Here is a 19,502-nt window from a genome sequence, read left to right as displayed (position 1 = left end):
CGAATGGCGAGGTGTTTAAAAAGCAGAATCAAAAAATCAAACCCACAGCCCGGATCAGGAAAGCCAGCGACGCTGCCAATCTGACAACATGGCAATCGCCCAAAGTTGATGCGACCAATTGCGCCGCCCGGAAACATGTTCGGCAAACCGTTTATCGACTTCGGCCCGGTTCAGGCCAAGATCGGAATACAGCGCATCCCGCGCCAAAAGATCGCCAACCCATTCCTTAAGCGGCCCGCGCAGCCATTCGGCCAGCGGCACACCAAAGCCGGTTTTAGGACGATCAATCATTTCGCGCGGAACATATTTATACAAGATATTGCGCAATGCGACCTTGCCGACAGAACCGCTCAATTTCAAATGCGCAGGCATCCGCCAGCCAAACTCAATCACCCGGTGATCAATCAGCGGCACGCGGACTTCCAGCGAATTGGCCATCGAGGCCCGATCCACCTTGGTCAGAACGTCATCGACCATATACATCATGGTATCCATGACCTGCATCGACGACACATAATCCAGATTGCGATTGCGACAGAATTTTTCACCCGGAATGCGGAATTTCTTACGCGTTTGCCCCGGCGCATCGGCCATCAGGACATCCGGGTTCCACAGCGACAACAACGCCTGATACCGATCCAAATCGTCACGGATCGACAACAACGGTGCGACCTTGTGAATTTTATCACCCAGTGCCGCAGTACCGCGCTTGCCCGGTAAAAGGCCGATCAGCCCATCCCATTGTTCTGGCGAAAGTGCGGTCAGACCCTTGCTGATCAAAGAGGACCCGAACGGGATATTTTTGGCGATATTGCTAAGCTGGCGGGCCCAAATATACCGATTGTACCCGCCAAAGGTTTCATCGCCGCCATCCCCCGAAAGGGCGACGGTGACTTCTTTGCGGGTCAGGGCCGAAATCAGATAGGTCGGGATCGACGAACTGTCAAAGAACGGTTCGTCATAGGTTTCGGAAAGTTTGGGCACCAGATCAAGCGCGTCCTGCGCGCTGACATAAAGTTCGGTGTGATCGGTGCCCAGATGTTTGGCGACTTCACCGGCAAAGGCGGCCTCGTTATAGGCATCATGGTCAAAACCGATCGAATAGGTTTTAACCGGCCGGTCGGAAACCGATTGCATCAGGGCGACGACGGTCGAAGAATCAATCCCGCCCGATAGAAACGCGCCCAGCGGCACATCGGCAATCATCCGACGCCCGACCGCATCGCGCAGCAAATCTTCAAGCGCATCAATCGCACTTTGGTCATCGCCACTCCAAGGGTGGTTTTGACCGCTTAGAACAGCATCCTCGACCGACCAATAGGCAAATTCCGAGGCATGTCCTTCGCCGGTAATTTCAAGGATATGTCCGGGTTGCAGCATTTTGGCATGCGAAAAGATCGACAGCCCGGATGGGACATAACCAAAGCGCAAATAAGCATCAAGGGCGGTACGATTAACCTCGCGCGAGATAACATCCCCGGCGACCAAACCTTTTAATTCGGACGCAAAGGCGATGTGGCCGTCATAGCGCGACCAGTAAAGCGGTTTGATGCCTAAACGATCACGCACCAGCGTCAGCTTGGCGGTTTTTTTATCCCAAAGGGCGATGGCAAACATGCCGATCAGGCGCTTGACCGTATCGCGCACGCCCCAGCGCGCCATGCATTCAAGGATCACTTCACTGTCGGAATGACCACGCCAGGCGATGTTTTCACCGGCCAGTTTGGCGCGGAGTTCCTCGGCGTTATAGACCTCGCCGTTATAGACCATGACATAACGGCCATCGGCAGAATGCATCGGTTGTTTACCGGCGTCCGTCAGGTCAATGATCGCAAGACGCCGCTGGCCAAGTGCCAATCCGGCATCATTATCACACCATGTATCGCCACCATCGGGCCCGCGATGCAGCAAGGCATCGGTCATGCGCGTAATGGTGCCGCGCAATTTATCGCCGTCACTATTGCGACCAAGCCACAGACCGGTGATCCCGCACATGAAAATATCCCTTTATTATTTGTCCCTACTTAAAAACGATCCGAACGCATTCGACAATGAAAATCATGGGATTACCGACAGGGATTTTGATCGCATCAAAGATCAAGCGATGTTAAACAGGCTGCATTGCCCATCAAGCTGGAACAAGCATGCTGAAACTGGATCGACTGTTCATCAAAATCCTGCAGGTTTTGCAAACCAACGGCCGGATTTCGAACCTTGATCTTTCAGAAGAGGTTAATTTGTCACCGTCGCCCTGTCTGGAGCGCGTGCGCAAGCTTGAGGAAGCCGGGCTGATCACCCAATATCTGGCCGAAATCGACCTTGATAAAATCGGGGCCAATCTGCACATCATGGCCGAAATCACGCTGGGCAATCATCTGGTCGATGATTTCAAAAAGTTCGAGGCCGCCATCAGCAACGTGCCCGAAGTGATATCATGCTATAAAATTGCCGGACCGTTTGATTACACGATGGATATGATTTGCCGCGATATCGCGCATTTCAATCAGTTAAAAGAGAATCTTTTGGCCGAAGACATCGGGATTGAACATTTCAGCGGCCATGTGGTGATGGAACGCACCAAGACGTTTTCAGGCTATCCGCTTGAAAGCCTGACCGCACCCTCGCCACTTGACGGTATCCTTAAGGGATAACACCGTAATCAGGCATTACGGCGAATATCGAACCGATCCATCTTGCGATAAAGCGTATTGCGGCTGATGCCGAGCGCCTTGGCGGTTTTGCTGATATGCCAGCGATGATCATCCAGCACCTGACGCAAGGCGTCGGCCTCTGCGCGTTGAAGGATTGATGCGGCAGGATTTGGATCACATGTCGAAGTTTCATGGAATTCATCGGGCAAATGGGATCGCAGGATCAGGCCGCCTTCGGCAAAGACACAGGCATATTGAAGCACATTAACCAATTCGCGAATATTTCCCGGCCAAGGGTGTGCGGCCAACAGTTCAAAAACCTCGTCCGAGCAGCGTATATCGCCCGCTATATTCCCGGAAATATAGCGGAGAAGTCTCATAACCAAATCCGCCAGATCAGATCTTTCGCGAAGGGCGGGCAAGGACAGGCGCGCGCCCTTGATCCGATACAGTAAATCTTCGCGGAATTTGCCATCCGCCACCGCCCGGGTCAGATCGACGTTGCTGGCACAGATCAGACGGAAATTGACCGGCACAGATTTGGTACTGCCAAGCGGTTCGACGGTGCGCTGTTCAAGCACACGCAGCAACCGCCCCTGTGCCGATAATGGCATATCGCCAATTTCGTCCAGAAACAGCGTCCCGCCATCGGCCTGTTTGATCCGCCCGCCAAAACCATCGCGGGCAGCACCAGTAAATGCCCCGCCTGCATGGCCGAACAATTCACTTTCAATCAGACTTTCAGGAAGGGCTGCACAATTGATTGCGACAAACGGTTTGCTGGCCCCCACGGCGGCGGCATGAATGGCGCGCGCCATATGTTCCTTGCCACTGCCGGTTTCACCCGACATCAAAACATTAATCCGATTGACCAAAAGCTTGCTGCCGACTTTGTAAAGGCGGCGGATCGCCGGGTCCAGATCGGGAATATCGTCAGCCTCGTTGGCCGCCGTGCGATTGGTTGGGGACGAAATCGTCGCCGGGCGCATGGATAAGAATTTGCGACGTTGTTTTTCGGGCAAGGTCACCTGCCCAAACAAAAGGCCACCGCCATTGACCGGCAATGCCTTGGCACTTGGCGGGGCATGGCCGGTTCCGCCCGCCCCCTCGCCAACACCAAGGGTCGCAATCAAACCATCAAGATCAAAGCCGAACATCGATTGCACATCACGCGCATCATCCGCAGCCGCCAGCAACCGGCGCGCGGTCGAGGTTGCGCCGCGAATATTGCCATCGGGACCAATTGAAATCAGGGCATCACGGGTTGATCCGACATGCTGGGCATCGGCATGAAGATGCAGGATCAGATCGGACGCACATTCATCAAAAAACAAGATGCGTTCCAATGCATCGGCATATTCAGCAATCAAGCTGCGCACCCGCAGACAATCGGTGCGCTTGATATCATCACGGACAGCTGAGACATCCAGAACAGAACAGACCTGTCCCTCCGGATCGAAAACCGGGGCGGCTGTACAGGTTAAAACCGCATGCTGGGATAGAAAATGTTCATCCTTGTGGATGGTGATCGGACGGCCTTCAACAATGCAGGTGCCAATGCCGTTGGTGCCTTCGCGTTCCTCGCTCCAGACGGCACCGGGTAAAAGACCGTTGGTGCGAAACGACGGCAACAAAGAATGGGCTGCGACACTATCAAGGATCACCCCATCATTATCAGTCAGAAAAACCGCATAGCCCGAGGCATCGATTTTGCGATAGAGCGTCCGCACCAGATCATGAGCATGATGATAAAGCCGCCCGCTGCGGTCACGACGTTGGCGGGTTTGGCTTTCCGGCATGACTTCGGGGCGGCGCAATGTGTCATGGGCCAGACCAAAGCGTTGTTCGCAACGCTGCCAGCTTTCAAGAACGGCACGGTTTTGGGCGACGCCACTTAACTGCAACGCAGCTTCGATCCGTCCACCATGATGGTTTCCAGACATAAGACGTTAATCTCCCTTGTGTCGGTGTTTTGTCAGGGATGACGGATATCACCCCCGGCTTGCGGCTTCTGCCGCGTCCGATCACAGTGTGGATTGTAACACACCCGACACCCGAAACGCCAAACGGTTTCACCGCGAAGTTACCGCACAATCCCCAGTGTCACGAATATGGGACAATTTGTACCAACTGCGCCATCGGTAACGACGGCATGACACAGTCAACATCAACACCGAAACAACAACAACCATTTGTTAAACATAGAGAAAATGATCAAATCGATCTTCTGTCCCGTTCTGGCACGGCCCTTGCGAAAATGTCAGGGCTAAAACCAAAAACGGGTGGCAAAGCCGCCTTCCGATCATGGAGGAACCAAGATGATCTATAAGAATCCGGGCGACGCGGGCAGTGTCGTTGCTTTCAAATCGCGTTATGAAAACTTCATCGGTGGCGAATGGGTCGCTCCGACCAAGGGCCAGTATTTCGAAAATGTCTCGCCGGTGAATGGTAAACCGTTCTGCGAGATTGCGCGATCCAGTTCGGAAGATATCGAAAAGGCACTTGATGCCGCCCATGCAGCCAAGGATGCCTGGGGCAAGACATCGGTGACCGAGCGCGCCAATACCCTGAATAAAATCGCCGACCGCATGGAACAGAACCTTGAAATGCTGGCAGTTGCCGAAACATGGGACAATGGCAAGGCCGTGCGCGAAACCATGGCTGCCGACATTCCGCTGGCGATTGACCATTTCCGGTATTTTGCCGGTGCGATCCGCGCACAAGAAGGATCGCTTGGCGAAATTGACGATAACACAGTCGCCTATCATTTCCACGAGCCACTGGGCGTTGTCGGCCAGATCATTCCGTGGAACTTCCCAATCCTGATGGCGGTGTGGAAACTGGCCCCGGCATTGGCCGCGGGCAACTGTGTTGTTCTGAAACCAGCCGAACAGACCCCGGCATCGATCTGTGTGCTGCTTGATCTGGTGGGTGATTTGCTTCCAGCGGGTGTTTTGAACGTTGTTCAGGGCTTTGGCGTTGAAGCGGGCAAGCCGCTCGCGCAAAGCAGCCGTGTGGCCAAGGTTGCCTTTACCGGTGAAACCACTACCGGCCGCCTGATCATGCAATATGCCAGCGAAAACATCATTCCGGTGACGCTGGAACTGGGTGGGAAATCGCCCAACATCTTCTTTGACGACATCATGGCAAAGGATGATGATTTCCGCCAAAAAGCGGCCGAAGGCATGACGATGTTTGCCCTTAATCAGGGCGAGGTTTGCACCTGTCCGTCGCGCGCACTTATTCAGGAAAATATCTATGAAAAATTCATGGATAATGTTCTGTCGCGCGTGGCCCTGATCAAACAGGGTAACCCGCTTGATACCGACACCATGATCGGCGCACAGGCATCGACCGAGCAAATGGAAAAAATCCTGTCCTATCTTGATATCGGCAAGCAGGAAGGGGCAGAAGTCCTTTGCGGCGGCAACAAAGCCGAACTCGGTGGTGACCTTGAAGGCGGCTATTATGTTCAGCCGACCATCTTCAAGGGCCATAACCGGATGCGGATTTTCCAGGAAGAAATCTTTGGCCCGGTTGTGTCGGCAACAACATTTACCGACGAGGCGGAGGCCCTTAAACTGGCCAATGATACGCTTTACGGCCTTGGGGCCGGTGTCTGGACCCGTGATGGCACGCGCGCCTATCGCTTTGGCCGTAATATCAAGGCCGGTCGCGTCTGGACCAACTGTTATCACCTGTATCCGGCACATGCGGCCTTTGGCGGCTATAAACAATCGGGTATCGGACGTGAAAACCACAAGATGATGCTGAACCATTATCAGCAGACCAAGAACCTTTTGGTTTCCTATGATCCGAAACCGATGGGCTTCTTCTGATCCATATCCAAGACGGCCGGGTGCATCATGTGCGCCCGGCCCGTTTCCGATACAGGAGCCGGATATGACCAAGACTGACCCACCCCCCGCAAGGGTGACGGCAACCGATGCAGCAACCGCCTTGATCAAAAAGCTTACCGATATCCACGGGCCGGTAATGTTTCACCAATCGGGTGGCTGCTGCGATGGCAGTGCGCCGATGTGCTTTCCACTTGGCGAGTTCAAAACCGGTGATCAGGATGTGTTGCTGGGCGAAATCGAAGGCAGCCCGTTTTATATCGGACGCGCCCAATTCGAATATTGGCGTCACACACAACTGATCATTGACGTCGTTGATGGGCGCGGCGGGATGTTTTCGCTTGAGGGGCCAGAAGGCAAACGCTTTTTGACCCGGTCGCGGATCTTTACCGACGATGAATGGAATATTTTAAAACAGACCGAGCAATCCGACCCTGCAGAAGCACCGTAATAAAGATTACCAAGCCATATCTGAGATCTACCCCTGACATTGCCCAAAGGATCAACACTGTCTCCCACAGGGTTTGGTTCGCAATGTCAAAAGATGCCGGACGCATCTTCCCCTCGCCCGTCGCCATCCCCCCGATCAGGCGGCGGGCTTTTTTTTATCTGAAATCAGGTAAGGATCACCAGAACCAGAAGGCCCAACCCGCATAATACTGTCAGGGATAAAAGAGCAGCACCAATCACCCGACCACCGACATGCATGACGCTGCGAATATCAACACTTAGCCCAAGGGCGGCCATGGCAAGGATGGTCAGAAAGGACGAGGTGATGCGCATTGGTTCCAGCGCCAAATCTGGCAGAAAATCAAACGAACGGGCGGCCATCATCGCGACAAAGCCAATAATGAACCAAGGCACCATTTGCATGATCGGCAGGCGAACGTCGCTTTTACGCCCGTTCATCAATGCCAGGGTAAAGATCACCGGCCCCAGCATCAGAACCCGGATCAGCTTGACCAGTGTACCAACCTGCACGGCCAAAGCCCCCGCCGGGGCGGTGGCGGCCAGTACCTGTGGTACGGCATAAACCGTTAGCCCGGCAAAAATACCATACTGACTGGGGCTTAACCCCAAAGCCGCCGGAAGCAACGGCAGGACAAAGACAAACAGCACGCCCAACACGGCGGTAAAGGCAATCGAGGCGGCAACATCATCGGACTTGGCCGAAATCACCGGCGCGGTCGCGGCAATGGCCGAATTGCCGCAAATCGAATTGCCACAGGCCACCAGCATCGATAAATGCCGTGACAGGCCAAGCGCCTGCCCGATATGGAAACTTAAAAACAAACTGGCGCAAACCACCAGAATAATGGCAGCGATCAGACCAAACCCCGCCTGCCCCAAGGCTTGCGCACTGATCGACGCGCCGAGCAACACAATCGCAATTTCAAGCACCGTCTTGGCACAGAACCGCACCCCGTGATGGAACGGTTTTGACAGGCCAAACACAGATCGCACCACCACCCCCAGCAAGATCGCAAAGACAAGGCTTTCGATCCAGCCATGTCCGAAAAGGGTGCGTTCAGCCTGTTCTGCCAGCTTGGCAACAAGTGCCACCGCCGTGGTCAGGAACAGCCCCGGCAGAACCGGTTTGATATGGACGTTAAAAAACATAAATCGCCTGTGAAATGTGACAGGCGGAAAGTCACACGATCAATCATTTACTTCCATCGAATAAAAATGGATATTTCATTCGATTATATTAAACGATTGGTCCCTGCCATGATGACACTCGAACAGCTCAGCATTTTTGTTGCCGTCGCCGAACGCGAACACCTGACACGCGCGGCCGAGGCGATTGGCTTGACCCCATCGGCGGTCAGTTCGGCGATCAAGACCCTTGAAAGGTTTTATGGGGTTGCGCTGTTTCACCGGGTCGGACGACGGATCGAGCTTAGCGAAACCGGGCGTCTGTTTTTAAGCGAAGCCAAGGCAACATTGGCGCGTGCGCGTGCGGCCGAACTGACATTGGCCGAACTTGGCGGATTGCAGCGCGGAGAGCTGAATGTTTATGCCAGCCAGACGATTGCCAGTTATTGGCTGCCACCATTCCTGATGCAATTTCATGATCAATATCCCGGCATTACAATTAACCTGACGATTGGCAACACCAAGACAGTGGCCGATGCAGCACGCGGCGGAGCGGCTGACATCGGGTTTATCGAAGGCGATGTTGATGAACCGGCCCTTGCCATGCGCGAAGTTGCCGAGGATGCGCTGGTGGTGGTGGTTGCCGCCAAACATCCCTGGGCCGATGGCAGGCCGCTGAGCGCACGGGATTTAACAACCCAAAGCAGTTGGGTCCTGCGCGAAGCCGGATCAGGAACACGATCCGAATTTGAAAATGCATTGCGCCAAGCAGGCGGCGACCCCGGCAAGCTCAGGATCGCATTGACCCTTCCGGCGAACGAGGCGGTGATTACCGCGGTTGAAACCGGCATCTGCGCCACGGCGGTTTCAAGTTTCGCGGTCAGTTCCCTGATTGCGCAAGGTCGGCTTGTCCGAGCCGGTTTCCACATCCGCCCGCGCAAATTCATGATGTTGCGCCACAAGGAACGCCGACAAACGCAAAGCTCACTGGCGCTGGAAAAGATTTGCCTTGCGTCATCGGCGCTATAGAATCGAATTTTTCCAAATTAAAATTGCGAAAACGCAATGCACAAATTCGGCAGATAATTTATCGACATATCCTAATGAACGAGGCACCTGACCCGCTGTTTCCCCGTGGTCTGGTCATATAATGAGCGATTTCGCGGTGCCGCGAAAAACGCAGCCCGGCAGGAAGGCTTTGCCTGATAAAAGGACTGATGCTGATGCCAATGCTTGATCCCGACATATTGGCCCGCGTGCAATTCGCGTTCACCATTTCATTTCACATTATTTTTCCGTCCTTTACCATCGGACTGGCGAGCTTCCTGTTTGTGCTGGAAGCCCTTTGGCTGCGCACGCGCGATGAGGCCTATCTTGCCCTTTACAAATTCTGGGTGAAAATCTTTGCGCTGGCCTTTGGCATGGGTGTCGTTTCGGGCATCGTTATGTCCTATCAGTTTGGGACAAACTGGGGTCCGTTTTCCGAATTTACCGGCGGGGTTTTGGGCCCGCTTTTGGCCTATGAGGTGCTAAGCGCTTTCTTCCTTGAAGCCGGGTTCCTTGGCATCATGTTGTTCGGGCTGAACCGCGTCGGACCGAAATTGCATTTCACCGCCACCACCATGGTCGCCATCGGCACATTGTTTTCAGCGTTCTGGATATTGTCGGCCAATAGCTGGATGCAGACCCCGACCGGTTACATCATCGAAAATGGTCGGGCGGTTGTGCAAAGCTGGTGGGATGTGGTGTTTAATCCAAGCTTCCCCTATCGGCTGGTGCATATGGTTTTGGCCGCATATTTGACCACGTCGCTTGTGGTTGGTGCAGTGGGCGCGTGGCATTTGTTGCGAGATCGCGAAAACCGCGCCGCGCGCATCATGTTTTCCATGGCGATGTGGATGGCCGCCATCGTCGCCCCGATCCAGATTGTAGCGGGCGATATTCATGGCCTGAATACCCTTGAACATCAACCGGCCAAGGTTGCGGCGATGGAAGGCCATTTTGAAACGCAGAATGGTGCGCCGCTGATCCTGTTTGGCTGGCCTGATATGGATGCAGAAGCAACCAAATACGCGCTTGAAATCCCCAAATTGGGTTCGATGATCCTGACCCATGACTGGGATGGCAAGATTGTCGGGTTAAAGGATTTCGCCCCCGAAGATCGCCCGAATGCCACCATCGTCTTCTGGACATTCCGGATCATGGTCGGGCTTGGTGTTTTGATGGCATTGCTTGGCTTTGCCAGTCTGATCGCCCGGTGGCGCAAATCGCTTTATAGCGGCAAGTGGCTGCATCGCTTTGCCCTGATCATGGGCCCCAGCGGCTTTGTCGCCATTCTGGCCGGGTGGTTTACCACCGAAATCGGGCGTCAGCCCTGGGTGGTTTACGGCCTGATGCGTACATCCGAGGCCGGATCACCGGTTGCACCCGCCGCAATCGCCGGATCGCTGGTGGCATTCGTTATTGTCTATGCCATCGTGTTTGGAGTTGGCACCGCCTATATCATCCGCGCGATGAACACAGACCCGCGTTTTGCCCATACGCCAAAGGGCGAAGTACTGCGCGCGGGAAGCCGCCCGGTTTCTGATCCCACTATTACACCGGCAGGAGAATGATCATGGATTACCAACTAATCTGGGTTCTGTTGATTGCCGTTGCCGTCTTTGCCTATGTCACGCTGGACGGGTTTGATCTGGGCATCGGTATTTTGTTTCCATTCATCAAGGACCCGGCAAAGCGCGGCAAAATGATGAATACGGTTGCCCCCGTGTGGGATGGCAATGAAACCTGGCTGGTGCTGGGTGGTGGCGGGCTTTATGCCGCCTTTCCGCTGGCCTATTCATTGTTGATGACGGCGTTTTACATCCCGGTTTTCACCATGTTGCTGGCATTGGTATTTCGCGGGGTGGCGTTTGAATTCCGGTTCAAAAGCAAAAACCATCAAAAACACTGGGATTTTGCCTTTTCCGCTGGATCAATCATCGCAGCCGCCATGCAAGGCGCGATGTTAGGTGGATTTATCGAAGGCATTGCCGTTGAAAATGCCAAATTCGTTGGCGGTCCGTTTGATTGGCTTAGCCCATTTTCAGTGTTCTGTGCATCGGCCGTTGTCGTCGGGTATGCCTTGCTCGGCACCGGCTGGCTGATCATGAAAATGGAAGGCGATTTTCAAGGTAATTTGCGCAAACTTGCCAAACCGGCGGTGCTTTGGATGGCGGTCAATCTTGGCGTGGTGTCGCTAATGACCAGCTATATCAATCCGGCCTATGCCGCACGGTGGTTTGAAGTCCCCAATTTGTTCTTTCTTGCCCCGATCCCGATTGTCACGACGGGATTGCTCTATTGGCTTTGGCAGGCGGTGAGCCATCGTGAAAAGACCGTGTTTGGCATTACGCTGGCGATCTTTTTGCTGTGCTTTGTTGGGTTTGGCATCACCCTTTACCCCAATATCGTGCCGCCAATGATTGATTTTAGAACCGCCGCCGCGCCGGAAAACAGCCTTGCCTTTATGCTGGTTGGGGCCGCGATCCTGATCCCGATCATTTTGGCCTATACCGCCTATGCCTATTGGGTATTTCGCGGCAAGACCGGGGATGAGGGGTATCATTAATGTCTTTTTCGCCATCCCCGAAAACCCGCCGTCTGCTTTGGTTTATCGGCCTTTATGCCGGGGGTATTGTTGCGGTCGGGGCGGTATCGCTTTTACTGCGCAGTTTGATGACGGGTGTTTAACAACAAATTTCTGATCACAAACATCTGACTTCTACGTCAACGAACGAACACTTGCTTGTACTAGAAATACCGAGTGTACGCCAAAACACACACTCGGTCGCCCGGCAGCACGGTCCCCCACCCCTGCCGGGCTTTTTTTATACGGGTTTTCGATACGGTTTATGCCTTAACCGCGTTCTGCCAAATAATCGTCATCAGCGACCTTTTCCAGCCAGTCAACCGGCGATCCGTTCAACGATTCCGCTATCGCGATATGGGTCATCGCGGTTTTGTCCGTCGCCCCGTGCCAGTGTTTTTCACCCGGTTCGAACCAGACGATATCACCGGGACGAATTTCTTCTTTGGCTCCGCCGTCGCGCTGCGCCCAGCCAAGACCGCTGGTGATGATGATCGTCTGGCCCAGCGGATGGGTATGCCATGCTGTGCGGGCCCCGGGTTCGAACGTGACGATGGCACCGCCAACGCGCGCCGGACCGGAGGTTTGAAACGGGCTGTCAATCCGAACCGAACCGGTAAAATAATCAGCCGATCCCGTGGCTGATGCCTTTGATGCATTGCGCTGGATGTTCATGCGGATACTCCGGATTTGTTTGGTGGCTTCACTTACTGATTGTGCACACGCCGGATCAGCAATGCCAAGCGTTCGATGCCATCCCGGATACGGTCGGTCTTTTCGGTTGCGAAGCTGAGCCGGGCGGTATTGCGGCCGGTGTGATCGCAGAAGAATGCCTGACCGGGAACGAAGGCGACCTTGGCATCGCGTAAAGCCTGCTCCAACAACTGGCGGCTATCGATATTTTCAGGCAGGGTCAACCAAATGAACATGCCGCCTTCGGGCCGGGTATAAGATACGGTATCGGGCATAAATTCACCCAATGCGGCCAGCATCGTATCGCGTTTGCCGCGATAGGCATCCCGCAGAATATCCAGATGGGCCGGAAACAGCTTGCGGGCGGCACGCAGGGCGACTTCCTGATTGATCGTCGAAACGTGCAAATCACTGGCCTGTTGCATCAGAACCAGCCGTTCGATCACAGGGCGCGGGGCACAGACCCAACCAATGCGAAGGGCCGGCACCAGTGTTTTGGAAAATGTGCCAAGCTGAATAACCGTTCCGGCATTTGGATCGCCATTGGTTTCATCAAGAGCAAGCAAAGAGGGCAAAACCACCCCCGCATAGGACAGCTTGGAATAAGCCGCATCTTCAAGGATCACCGCGCCATATTTGCGCGCAATCTCAAGCACAGCCAAACGACGTTCAAGCGTATAGGATCGCCCGGTCGGGTTTTGGAAATCCGGGGCAAGATAGGCAATGCGCGCACCGCGTTCAAAGGCGGCTTCGAGTTCGGCAATTACCGGCCCGTCACCATCCATATTCACCCCGACATAGGTCGGACGGCGCATGGAAAAGGCCTGCATCGCGCCCAGATAGCTTGGCTTTTCAACGACGATTTCCCGCCCCGGTTCGAGCAACAGCCGGGCGAGCATATCCAGCCCCTGTTGCGCGCCGCAGGTGATCAGGATGTTATCAATGCTGCGCGTGGCACCACTTGATGCCAGATCATCGGCAATCCATTGACGAAGGGCTGGCAAACCTTCGCTGATAGAATATTGCAGGCTGCGCCGCCCCGCCGTTTCGTCCAACGTCAAATCAGCGTAAATCGCATTGAACGCGTCCAGCGGGAAAAGCGACGGATCGGGCACACCGCCCGCAAACGAGATGATTTCCGGCCGGTCGGCCACTTTTAGCAAATCACGGATCTCCGATGCTGTCAGGGCACGGGCATCACGAACGATCAGGTCATTCCATTGGACGGTCTTTGGCATGGTCATGAGGTTTCTCTTTAGGTCAGTGTTGTTGTCCTTATCTGGCAAGCAACATGGATAAAAATCAAGTTTGTTTTTCAATAGAGGTCAATTTTGAAATAAAATTACTCTTTATTACGTTTTCACCCACCGCACGTAATGCCGTTTACATCCCCCGATCCCGCACCACCTGCCGGGCGGATTTTGGCACCCTATATTCATAAACAACCAACAACGCCAAACCGTCCCACAGGGTATCATGACCAAATATACAAAGTTTCAGCCTTGGCTTGACTGGCTTGATCAACGTTACGATGAAACACTTGATCGCCTGAAATCATGGTCGGCAATTAATAGCGGCACCGGCAATATCGAGGGCCTTGACCGGATGCGGGCCGAAATCCTGACCGCCTTTGCAGAACTGGATGCGCAAACCCGCGAAATCGACCTGCCCGATACCGAGGCCGTTGCGCCCGATGGCAGCATCGCACCGGTCCGTTATGGCAAGGTTTTGCATTTTTCCAAACGGCCCCAAGCCCCGGTTCGGGTTTTGCTGTGCATTCACTATGACACGGTATTTGCCATCGACAGTCCTTTTCAAACGCCGCGCCTGATTGATGAGAACACATTAAACGGGCCGGGTGTGGCCGATGCCAAGGGCGGCATCCTGACGATCCTGAATGCGTTAAGCGCATTGGAACGAAGCCCCTTTGCCAATGGTATTGGATGGGACGTTATCCTGAACCCGGATGAAGAAACCGGATCGATCGGATCGGCTGCCATTCTGGCCGAACAGGCACGCGCCGCCGATTTTGGCATGCTGTATGAACCCGCCCTTGAAGACGGCACCCTTGCCGGGGCGCGCAAAGGATCGGGTAATTTTTCCATCCGGATCAAGGGACGTGCCGCCCATGCGGGCCGCGAATTCCATGCCGGGCGCAGCGCGATGGTCGCGGCAAGCGATTGCGTCATGCGCCTTGATGGACTGAATGGCAAGGTCGGCAAGGCGACATTTAACATCGGTAAAATCGACGGTGGCGGGCCGGTTAATGTGGTGCCCGACACCGCGGTTGTGCGCTTTAACGTTCGCGTTTCAAACCATGACGAACGCCATCAAGCCGAAGACGAAATTGCCAAGGTGATCATGGCAATTAACACCCGTGACGGCATTACCGCAGAGCTTCATGGCCGGTTTGGCCGCGCACCGAAACCGATGGCAGGCAAGACCCTGGCCCTTTTTGAATGGGTCCGCGAACTGGGCCATGACCTTGACCTTGATATCGCATGGAAGGCCACCGGGGGCTGTTGCGATGGCAACAATCTGGCCGAGGCCGGGTTGCCCAATATCGACACCCTTGGCCTGCGCGGCGGCCTGATCCATTCCGATCAGGAGTTTGTCAAACTCGACAGCCTGATCGAACGTGCGCGCCTTTCGGCCCTGATCCTGATGAAAGCCGGTGCGGGCGATTTGCCCGACGCATTAAAAAAGACGGAGATATAGATCATGATGCGTGTGCGCCCTGCCCGAATGGACGACCTTGACCGGTTGGTTGATCTGGCATCCTCGGCAAGCAAGGGATTAACCACCCTTCCGGCCAATCGTGACGTCCTTGAAGCCCGCATTGTTGAAAGCATCGACGCATTTGGTGCGGATGCCAACGGGCCGGGTGGCGAAAGCTATTTCATGGTTCTGGAAGATACCCGCAATGGCAAGGTTGCAGGCACCTGCGCGATCTATGCCGGGGTCGGGTTATCGAAAGCATTTTATAACTATAAAATCCTGAAACTGACGCAATATTCCCATGAATTGAACGTCACCGTCACATCACGCCTGCTGACCCTGGTGAACGATTATCAGGGGGCGACCGAGGTTGGCACGCTTTACCTTGATCCAGAATATCGCAAGGACGGCAATGGGCAGCTTTTGGCACGTTCGCGTTATTTACTGATGGGGTGCTTTAAGGAACGGTTTTCGGAAATGGTCATGGCCGAAATGCGTGGCTGGCAGGATGAAAACGGCAAATCACCGCTTTGGGAGGCCCTTGGATCGCATTTCTTTAATATCCCGTTCCCCGACGCGGATTACATTTCGGGCATTGGCAATAACCAGTTCATCGCCGATCTGATGCCGAAATATCCGATCTATATCGAAATGCTGCCCAAGGCCGCGCAGGATGTGATCGGCAAGACCCATGATGAAACGCGCCCGGCGCTGAACCTTTTGAAAAAGGAAGGTTTCCGGTTTTCGAACGCGGTCGATATTTTTGACGGCGGGCCATGCGTTGATGTCCTTTTGAACGATATTCGCACCATTCGCCATTCGAAAATCGCAACCGTGCGCAAGACGATTGACCATTCCCCATCGATGGAACGTCACCTTGCCTGCACGCTTGACCTTTCCGATTATCAGGCAAGCTGGCTTTACATGACGATCGTTGATGGCAATCACGTCGATCTGGATCGCGTTCAGGCCGAAATCCTTGGCCTGAACCCCGGCGATCAGATCCGTTTCGTCACCGATTAAGCATTACAGGAGCAGGCAACATGGCCCAAACATCAAACCCCGCCCTCTTTATCAATGGTCAGTGGCAAACCGGCAATGGCACAGCGTTTAGCGCTGAAAACCCGGCAAATGGCGATACTGTCTGGCAGGGCCATTCCGCCAGTAATGATGATGTTAACGCCGCGATCATTGCCGCGCGAAATGCCTTTCCGGCATGGGCACAACGCGACCTGAATGAACGGATCGAAATCCTTGAACGGTTTGCCTGCCTTCTGGGCGAGCACAAGGAAGAACTGGCCCGCACGATCAGCATTGATGCCGGAAAACCCCATTGGGAATCCTTAACCGAAGTGGGAGCCATGACAGGCAAGATCGCGATTTCGATCAAGGCCTATCATGAGCGCACCGGCACGCGCCACGGCGATGCACCGGGTGGCGGGCAAGCAATTTTGCGCCATAAACCCCATGGCGTAGTGGCGGTATTCGGCCCCTATAACTTCCCCGGCCATCTGCCGAACGGCCATATCGTCCCGGCTCTTTTGGCGGGCAATTGCGTGGTGTTCAAACCATCCGAACTGACCCCGCTTGTTGCCGAGGCGACCGTAAAGCTTTGGGAACGGGCTGGATTGCCAAACGGAGTTTTGAACCTTGTGCAGGGCGAACGTGATACTGGCGCGGCCCTTGCCGAACATCCCGGCATTGACGGGCTGTTCTTTACCGGCAGTGTTCCAACCGGAAGCCATTTGCACCGTGCCTTTGCCGGACAGTTGGGTAAAATCCTGGCCCTTGAACTGGGCGGGAATAATCCGCTGGTAATCTGGGATGCCGCCGACCTTGATGCGGTTGCCCACCATACCGTTATGTCGGCCTTTATCACGGCGGGTCAGCGGTGCACCTGTGCGCGCCGATTGATTGTGCCCATGGGCGCAAAGGGCGATGCGATGATTGCCGCGATTGATGCCTATGCCGGTAAATTGATTGTCAGCGCGCCAGACCATGATCCCGAGCCCTTTATGGGACCGGTGATTTCCAACCGGGCGGCAGATTCCCTGATAGCGGCACAGGCAAAACTTGTTGCCAGTGGGGCCAAAATCATTCGTGAAATGACGCGCCCGGATGCAGCGCGCCCGTTGTTAACCCCCGGCCTGATTGACGTTACCAACGTAAAGAACCGCACGGACGAGGAACTGTTTGGCCCGATTTTGCAAATCATCCGGGTCGACAGATTTGATGACGCGATCCTTGAAGCCAATAATACCCGTTTTGGCCTTGCCGCCGGATTGCTGTCCGATAACGCCAAACTGTGGCAACGCTTCATCCATGAAAGCCGGGCCGGAATTGTGAACTGGAACAAACCATTGACCGGCGCATCCAGTGCCGCCCCGTTTGGCGGCATCGGCGATAGCGGCAACCACCGCCCGTCTGCCTATTACGCCGCCGATTATTGCGCATGGCCGGTCGCGACCCTTCAGACCGATAAACTGATCGCCCCCGAAAGCGCGCCCAAAGGAGTCCGCCCATGACCAGATATGCCATCGAGGCCAATTTTGACGGTCTGGTCGGGCCGACCCATAATTATGCCGGATTAAGCTTTGGCAATGTTGCATCGACCAGCAATGCCAGCACCCATTCCGATCCAAAATCGGCCGCCCTTCAGGGCCTAACCAAAATGAAGGCCTTGCACGATATGGGCTTTGTGCAGGGCGTATTGCCGCCCCATGAACGCCCGCATGTCAAAACCCTGCGCGATGTGTTTGGCTTTACCGGGTCGGATGGCGATGTTTTGGCGTCCGCTTGGAAAACCAATCCCAACCTTGTTCTGGCCACGTCATCGGCATCGCCGATGTGGACGGCCAATGCCGCAACCGTTTCGCCCAGTGGGGATACAGGTGATGGCAAGGTGCATTTCACCCCGGCCAATTTATGCGCGATGTTCCACCGGTCGATCGAACATTCGGTGACAGGCCGTGCGCTTGCCGCGACCTTTGCCGATGCCAATCATTTCACCCATCATGCCGCCCTGCCCGGCACGGACCATATGGGCGACGAGGGTGCAGCCAATCACACCCGGTTTTGTGGCGATTACGGTGCACGCGGTGTTGAATTTTTCGTCTATGGCCGCCATGCCTTCGAAGCCGGAAAAACCCGCCCCGGTCGTTATCCGGCCCGCCAGACATATGAGGCCAGCAGCGCGATTGCCCGCCATCACGGCCTGTCAGATAATAGTGTTGTCTATGCACAGCAAAACCCGGACCTGATTGATGCCGGGGTGTTTCATAATGATGTGATTTCAGTCGGTAATGGCAATGTGCTGTTCCATTACGAGGATGCCTTTGTTGATACGCCCGCCGTCCTTGATGACATCAAACGCAAGATGGCTGGTATTGCCGATTTCACCCATATCGAAGTCCCGAAAAGCGCCATCCCGCTTTCCGATGTGGTCAAAAGCTATCTGTTCAATTCACAACTTTTGCGCTTGCCGGAAAACGGCCAGATGATGCTGATCCTGCCGACCGAGGCCAAAGAAACCATATCGGTGCGGGATTATCTTTATGACCTGATTGGCAAGGGTAAGACCCCAATCAAACAGATCAAGTTTTTCGATCTGCGCCAAAGCATGCGCAATGGTGGTGGTCCGGCTTGCCTTCGCCTGCGCGTCGCTTTGACCGAGGCTGAATTGGCCGCCACCAACCAGCACAGCCTGATCAATGATCAGCGCTTTACCGAACTGACGGCCTGGGTCGAAAAACATTATCGCGACCGACTAAGTGCAGAAGATTTCCGCGACCCACTACTTCTTTTTGAGGTCCGCACTGCGTTGGACGAACTGACGCAGTTGCTTGATCTTGGTCCGATTTATGATTTTCAGCACGTGAATTGAAAATATTGATGACGAATTACTTGCGGTGATAAACGCGAAAAAATCTCGTCGATCCATCATGTGCTCTTGCTGCCAAGAAAAAACCTATAAAAGCGCCAACAGCGGCTCCAAAAAGGTAATAGTTGAACTCAAAAGAAATATCCAACCCACTTAAAATAAGTGCCTCGACAATAATGAAAATCACAGCACCAAATATAGCACCCTGCTTCATCTCACCGAACGTAGAACCGTAAACGACCTCAGCTTGACATCCAACACAAACATTTGCACCTCTCATTGCAAGAGTATGACAGTGTGGACAAATTATTTCAGACATATGCGCCCCTAAAATGCATCCAAAAAGAGAATAACTTAATTTAAACGATCAAGGGTTGAGTAATCAATATCATTTAACCGCATTCTCTGCCGTGATGCGTATCGGCTTCGAAATTTAATACGGTCCGCACCATGGCAGAATGTTCAAAATAACGAACGCC

17 protein-coding genes are annotated in these 19,502 nt (G+C 54.2%); 11 read left to right on the top strand and 6 right to left on the bottom strand.

Annotation, left to right across the window (positions count from 1 at the left end; all coding sequences use genetic code 11):
• Nucleotides 1-54: 54 nt before the first annotated feature.
• The gene (gene asnB / locus TALK_RS17095) at nt 55-1,995 is read right to left on the bottom strand and encodes an asparagine synthase (glutamine-hydrolyzing) (protein ID WP_085620362.1); all 1,941 of its coding nucleotides are present in this window, start codon (nt 1,993-1,995) and stop codon (nt 55-57) included.
• Between the two features lie 149 nt (nt 1,996-2,144).
• Between asnB and TALK_RS17090 the strand changes: the two genes are divergently transcribed.
• Nucleotides 2,145-2,651 (top strand): Lrp/AsnC family transcriptional regulator, encoded by a 507-nt coding sequence (locus tag TALK_RS17090; protein ID WP_085620361.1) that lies wholly within the window; start codon nt 2,145-2,147, stop codon nt 2,649-2,651.
• 8 nt (nt 2,652-2,659) lie between these two features.
• Here TALK_RS17090 and TALK_RS17085 read toward each other — a convergent pair whose 3' ends face one another.
• On the bottom strand, nt 2,660-4,594 hold the full coding sequence (locus tag TALK_RS17085; protein WP_085620360.1) for a sigma-54-dependent Fis family transcriptional regulator: 1,935 nt from the start codon (nt 4,592-4,594) through the stop codon (nt 2,660-2,662).
• 375 nt (nt 4,595-4,969) lie between these two features.
• Here TALK_RS17085 and adh point away from each other — a divergent pair, with 375 nt between their 5' ends.
• Nucleotides 4,970-6,490, top strand: coding sequence for an aldehyde dehydrogenase (adh, locus tag TALK_RS17080; protein ID WP_085620359.1), 1,521 nt, complete (start codon nt 4,970-4,972; stop codon nt 6,488-6,490).
• Nucleotides 6,491-6,554: 64 nt separating this feature from the next.
• On the top strand, nt 6,555-6,959 hold the full coding sequence (locus tag TALK_RS17075; RefSeq protein ID WP_085620358.1) for a DUF779 domain-containing protein: 405 nt from the start codon (nt 6,555-6,557) through the stop codon (nt 6,957-6,959).
• A gap of 164 nt (nt 6,960-7,123) precedes the next feature.
• Here the strand turns inward: TALK_RS17075 and TALK_RS17070 are convergent, their stop codons facing one another.
• Nucleotides 7,124-8,128 carry a YeiH family protein gene (locus TALK_RS17070; protein ID WP_085620357.1) on the bottom strand — a complete coding sequence of 335 codons (1,005 nt, stop codon included), beginning with the start codon at nt 8,126-8,128 and terminating at the stop codon, nt 7,124-7,126.
• A 108-nt stretch (nt 8,129-8,236) separates the two neighbouring features.
• On the opposite strand from TALK_RS17070, the gene TALK_RS17065 reads away from it, so the two are divergent.
• The 4 genes from TALK_RS17065 to TALK_RS17050 all read left to right on the top strand — a co-directional run bounded on the left by TALK_RS17065 (nt 8,237) and on the right by TALK_RS17050 (nt 11,836).
• Nucleotides 8,237-9,133 (top strand): LysR substrate-binding domain-containing protein, encoded by an 897-nt coding sequence (locus tag TALK_RS17065; RefSeq protein ID WP_342746139.1) that lies wholly within the window; start codon nt 8,237-8,239, stop codon nt 9,131-9,133.
• Between the two features lie 200 nt (nt 9,134-9,333).
• Nucleotides 9,334-10,719 (top strand): cytochrome ubiquinol oxidase subunit I, encoded by a 1,386-nt coding sequence (locus TALK_RS17060; RefSeq protein WP_085620385.1) that lies wholly within the window; start codon nt 9,334-9,336, stop codon nt 10,717-10,719.
• Between the two features lie 2 nt (nt 10,720-10,721).
• Nucleotides 10,722-11,714 (top strand): cytochrome d ubiquinol oxidase subunit II, encoded by a 993-nt coding sequence (gene cydB, locus TALK_RS17055; protein ID WP_425444027.1) that lies wholly within the window; start codon nt 10,722-10,724, stop codon nt 11,712-11,714.
• Nucleotides 11,714-11,836, top strand: coding sequence for a DUF2474 family protein (locus TALK_RS17050; RefSeq protein WP_085620355.1), 123 nt, complete (start codon nt 11,714-11,716; stop codon nt 11,834-11,836). Before cydB ends, TALK_RS17050 begins: the two co-directional genes overlap by 1 nt.
• 166 nt (nt 11,837-12,002) lie before the next feature.
• Here TALK_RS17050 and TALK_RS17045 read toward each other — a convergent pair whose 3' ends face one another.
• Together TALK_RS17045 and TALK_RS17040 are read right to left on the bottom strand one after the other, a co-directional pair.
• Nucleotides 12,003-12,407 (bottom strand): (R)-mandelonitrile lyase, encoded by a 405-nt coding sequence (locus TALK_RS17045; RefSeq protein WP_085620354.1) that lies wholly within the window; start codon nt 12,405-12,407, stop codon nt 12,003-12,005.
• 32 nt (nt 12,408-12,439) lie between these two features.
• A complete protein-coding gene (locus TALK_RS17040; RefSeq protein WP_245830001.1) occupies nt 12,440-13,669 on the bottom strand; it encodes an aminotransferase-like domain-containing protein in 1,230 nt (409 codons plus the stop codon).
• Nucleotides 13,670-13,901: 232 nt separating this feature from the next.
• On the opposite strand from TALK_RS17040, the gene TALK_RS17035 reads away from it, so the two are divergent.
• From TALK_RS17035 to astB, 4 genes are read left to right on the top strand one after another with little or no spacing between them, the layout of a single operon-like run.
• The gene (locus tag TALK_RS17035; protein WP_085620353.1) at nt 13,902-15,143 is read left to right on the top strand and encodes a hydrolase; all 1,242 of its coding nucleotides are present in this window, start codon (nt 13,902-13,904) and stop codon (nt 15,141-15,143) included.
• Nucleotides 15,144-15,146: 3 nt separating this feature from the next.
• Nucleotides 15,147-16,166: an arginine N-succinyltransferase gene (locus TALK_RS17030; protein ID WP_085620352.1), complete on the top strand. Its 1,020-nt coding sequence runs from the start codon at nt 15,147-15,149 to the stop codon at nt 16,164-16,166.
• A gap of 20 nt (nt 16,167-16,186) precedes the next feature.
• Nucleotides 16,187-17,668, top strand: coding sequence for a succinylglutamate-semialdehyde dehydrogenase (astD, locus tag TALK_RS17025; protein ID WP_085620351.1), 1,482 nt, complete (start codon nt 16,187-16,189; stop codon nt 17,666-17,668).
• On the top strand, nt 17,665-19,026 hold the full coding sequence (gene astB / locus TALK_RS17020; protein ID WP_085620350.1) for an N-succinylarginine dihydrolase: 1,362 nt from the start codon (nt 17,665-17,667) through the stop codon (nt 19,024-19,026). Before astD ends, astB begins: the two co-directional genes overlap by 4 nt.
• Before the next feature lie 16 nt (nt 19,027-19,042).
• Here the strand turns inward: astB and TALK_RS17015 are convergent, their stop codons facing one another.
• Nucleotides 19,043-19,342, bottom strand: coding sequence for a hypothetical protein (locus tag TALK_RS17015; RefSeq protein WP_085620349.1), 300 nt, complete (start codon nt 19,340-19,342; stop codon nt 19,043-19,045).
• Nucleotides 19,343-19,502 lie beyond the last annotated feature (160 nt).

This window comes from Thalassospira alkalitolerans (genome assembly GCF_002115745.1).
Classification (GTDB): domain Bacteria; phylum Pseudomonadota; class Alphaproteobacteria; order Rhodospirillales; family Thalassospiraceae; genus Thalassospira; species Thalassospira alkalitolerans.
This window is presented reverse-complemented; position numbering and strand designations above follow the sequence as displayed.

What these genes read in the sequence shown, in the direction of transcription:
- asnB (WP_085620362.1), bottom strand. Translation starts at nt 1,995, where the DNA reads ATGTGCGGGATCACCGGTCTGTGGCTTGGTCGCAATAGTGACGGCGAT.
- TALK_RS17090 (WP_085620361.1), top strand. Translation starts at nt 2,145, where the DNA reads ATGCTGAAACTGGATCGACTGTTCATCAAAATCCTGCAGGTTTTGCAA.
- TALK_RS17085 (WP_085620360.1), bottom strand. Translation starts at nt 4,594, where the DNA reads ATGTCTGGAAACCATCATGGTGGACGGATCGAAGCTGCGTTGCAGTTA.
- adh (WP_085620359.1), top strand. Translation starts at nt 4,970, where the DNA reads ATGATCTATAAGAATCCGGGCGACGCGGGCAGTGTCGTTGCTTTCAAA.
- TALK_RS17075 (WP_085620358.1), top strand. Translation starts at nt 6,555, where the DNA reads ATGACCAAGACTGACCCACCCCCCGCAAGGGTGACGGCAACCGATGCA.
- TALK_RS17070 (WP_085620357.1), bottom strand. Translation starts at nt 8,128, where the DNA reads ATGTTTTTTAACGTCCATATCAAACCGGTTCTGCCGGGGCTGTTCCTG.
- TALK_RS17065 (WP_342746139.1), top strand. Translation starts at nt 8,237, where the DNA reads ATGATGACACTCGAACAGCTCAGCATTTTTGTTGCCGTCGCCGAACGC.
- TALK_RS17060 (WP_085620385.1), top strand. Translation starts at nt 9,334, where the DNA reads ATGCTTGATCCCGACATATTGGCCCGCGTGCAATTCGCGTTCACCATT.
- cydB (WP_425444027.1), top strand. Translation starts at nt 10,722, where the DNA reads ATGGATTACCAACTAATCTGGGTTCTGTTGATTGCCGTTGCCGTCTTT.
- TALK_RS17050 (WP_085620355.1), top strand. Translation starts at nt 11,714, where the DNA reads ATGTCTTTTTCGCCATCCCCGAAAACCCGCCGTCTGCTTTGGTTTATC.
- TALK_RS17045 (WP_085620354.1), bottom strand. Translation starts at nt 12,407, where the DNA reads ATGAACATCCAGCGCAATGCATCAAAGGCATCAGCCACGGGATCGGCT.
- TALK_RS17040 (WP_245830001.1), bottom strand. Translation starts at nt 13,669, where the DNA reads ATGACCATGCCAAAGACCGTCCAATGGAATGACCTGATCGTTCGTGAT.
- TALK_RS17035 (WP_085620353.1), top strand. Translation starts at nt 13,902, where the DNA reads ATGACCAAATATACAAAGTTTCAGCCTTGGCTTGACTGGCTTGATCAA.
- TALK_RS17030 (WP_085620352.1), top strand. Translation starts at nt 15,147, where the DNA reads ATGATGCGTGTGCGCCCTGCCCGAATGGACGACCTTGACCGGTTGGTT.
- astD (WP_085620351.1), top strand. Translation starts at nt 16,187, where the DNA reads ATGGCCCAAACATCAAACCCCGCCCTCTTTATCAATGGTCAGTGGCAA.
- astB (WP_085620350.1), top strand. Translation starts at nt 17,665, where the DNA reads ATGACCAGATATGCCATCGAGGCCAATTTTGACGGTCTGGTCGGGCCG.
- TALK_RS17015 (WP_085620349.1), bottom strand. Translation starts at nt 19,342, where the DNA reads ATGTCTGAAATAATTTGTCCACACTGTCATACTCTTGCAATGAGAGGT.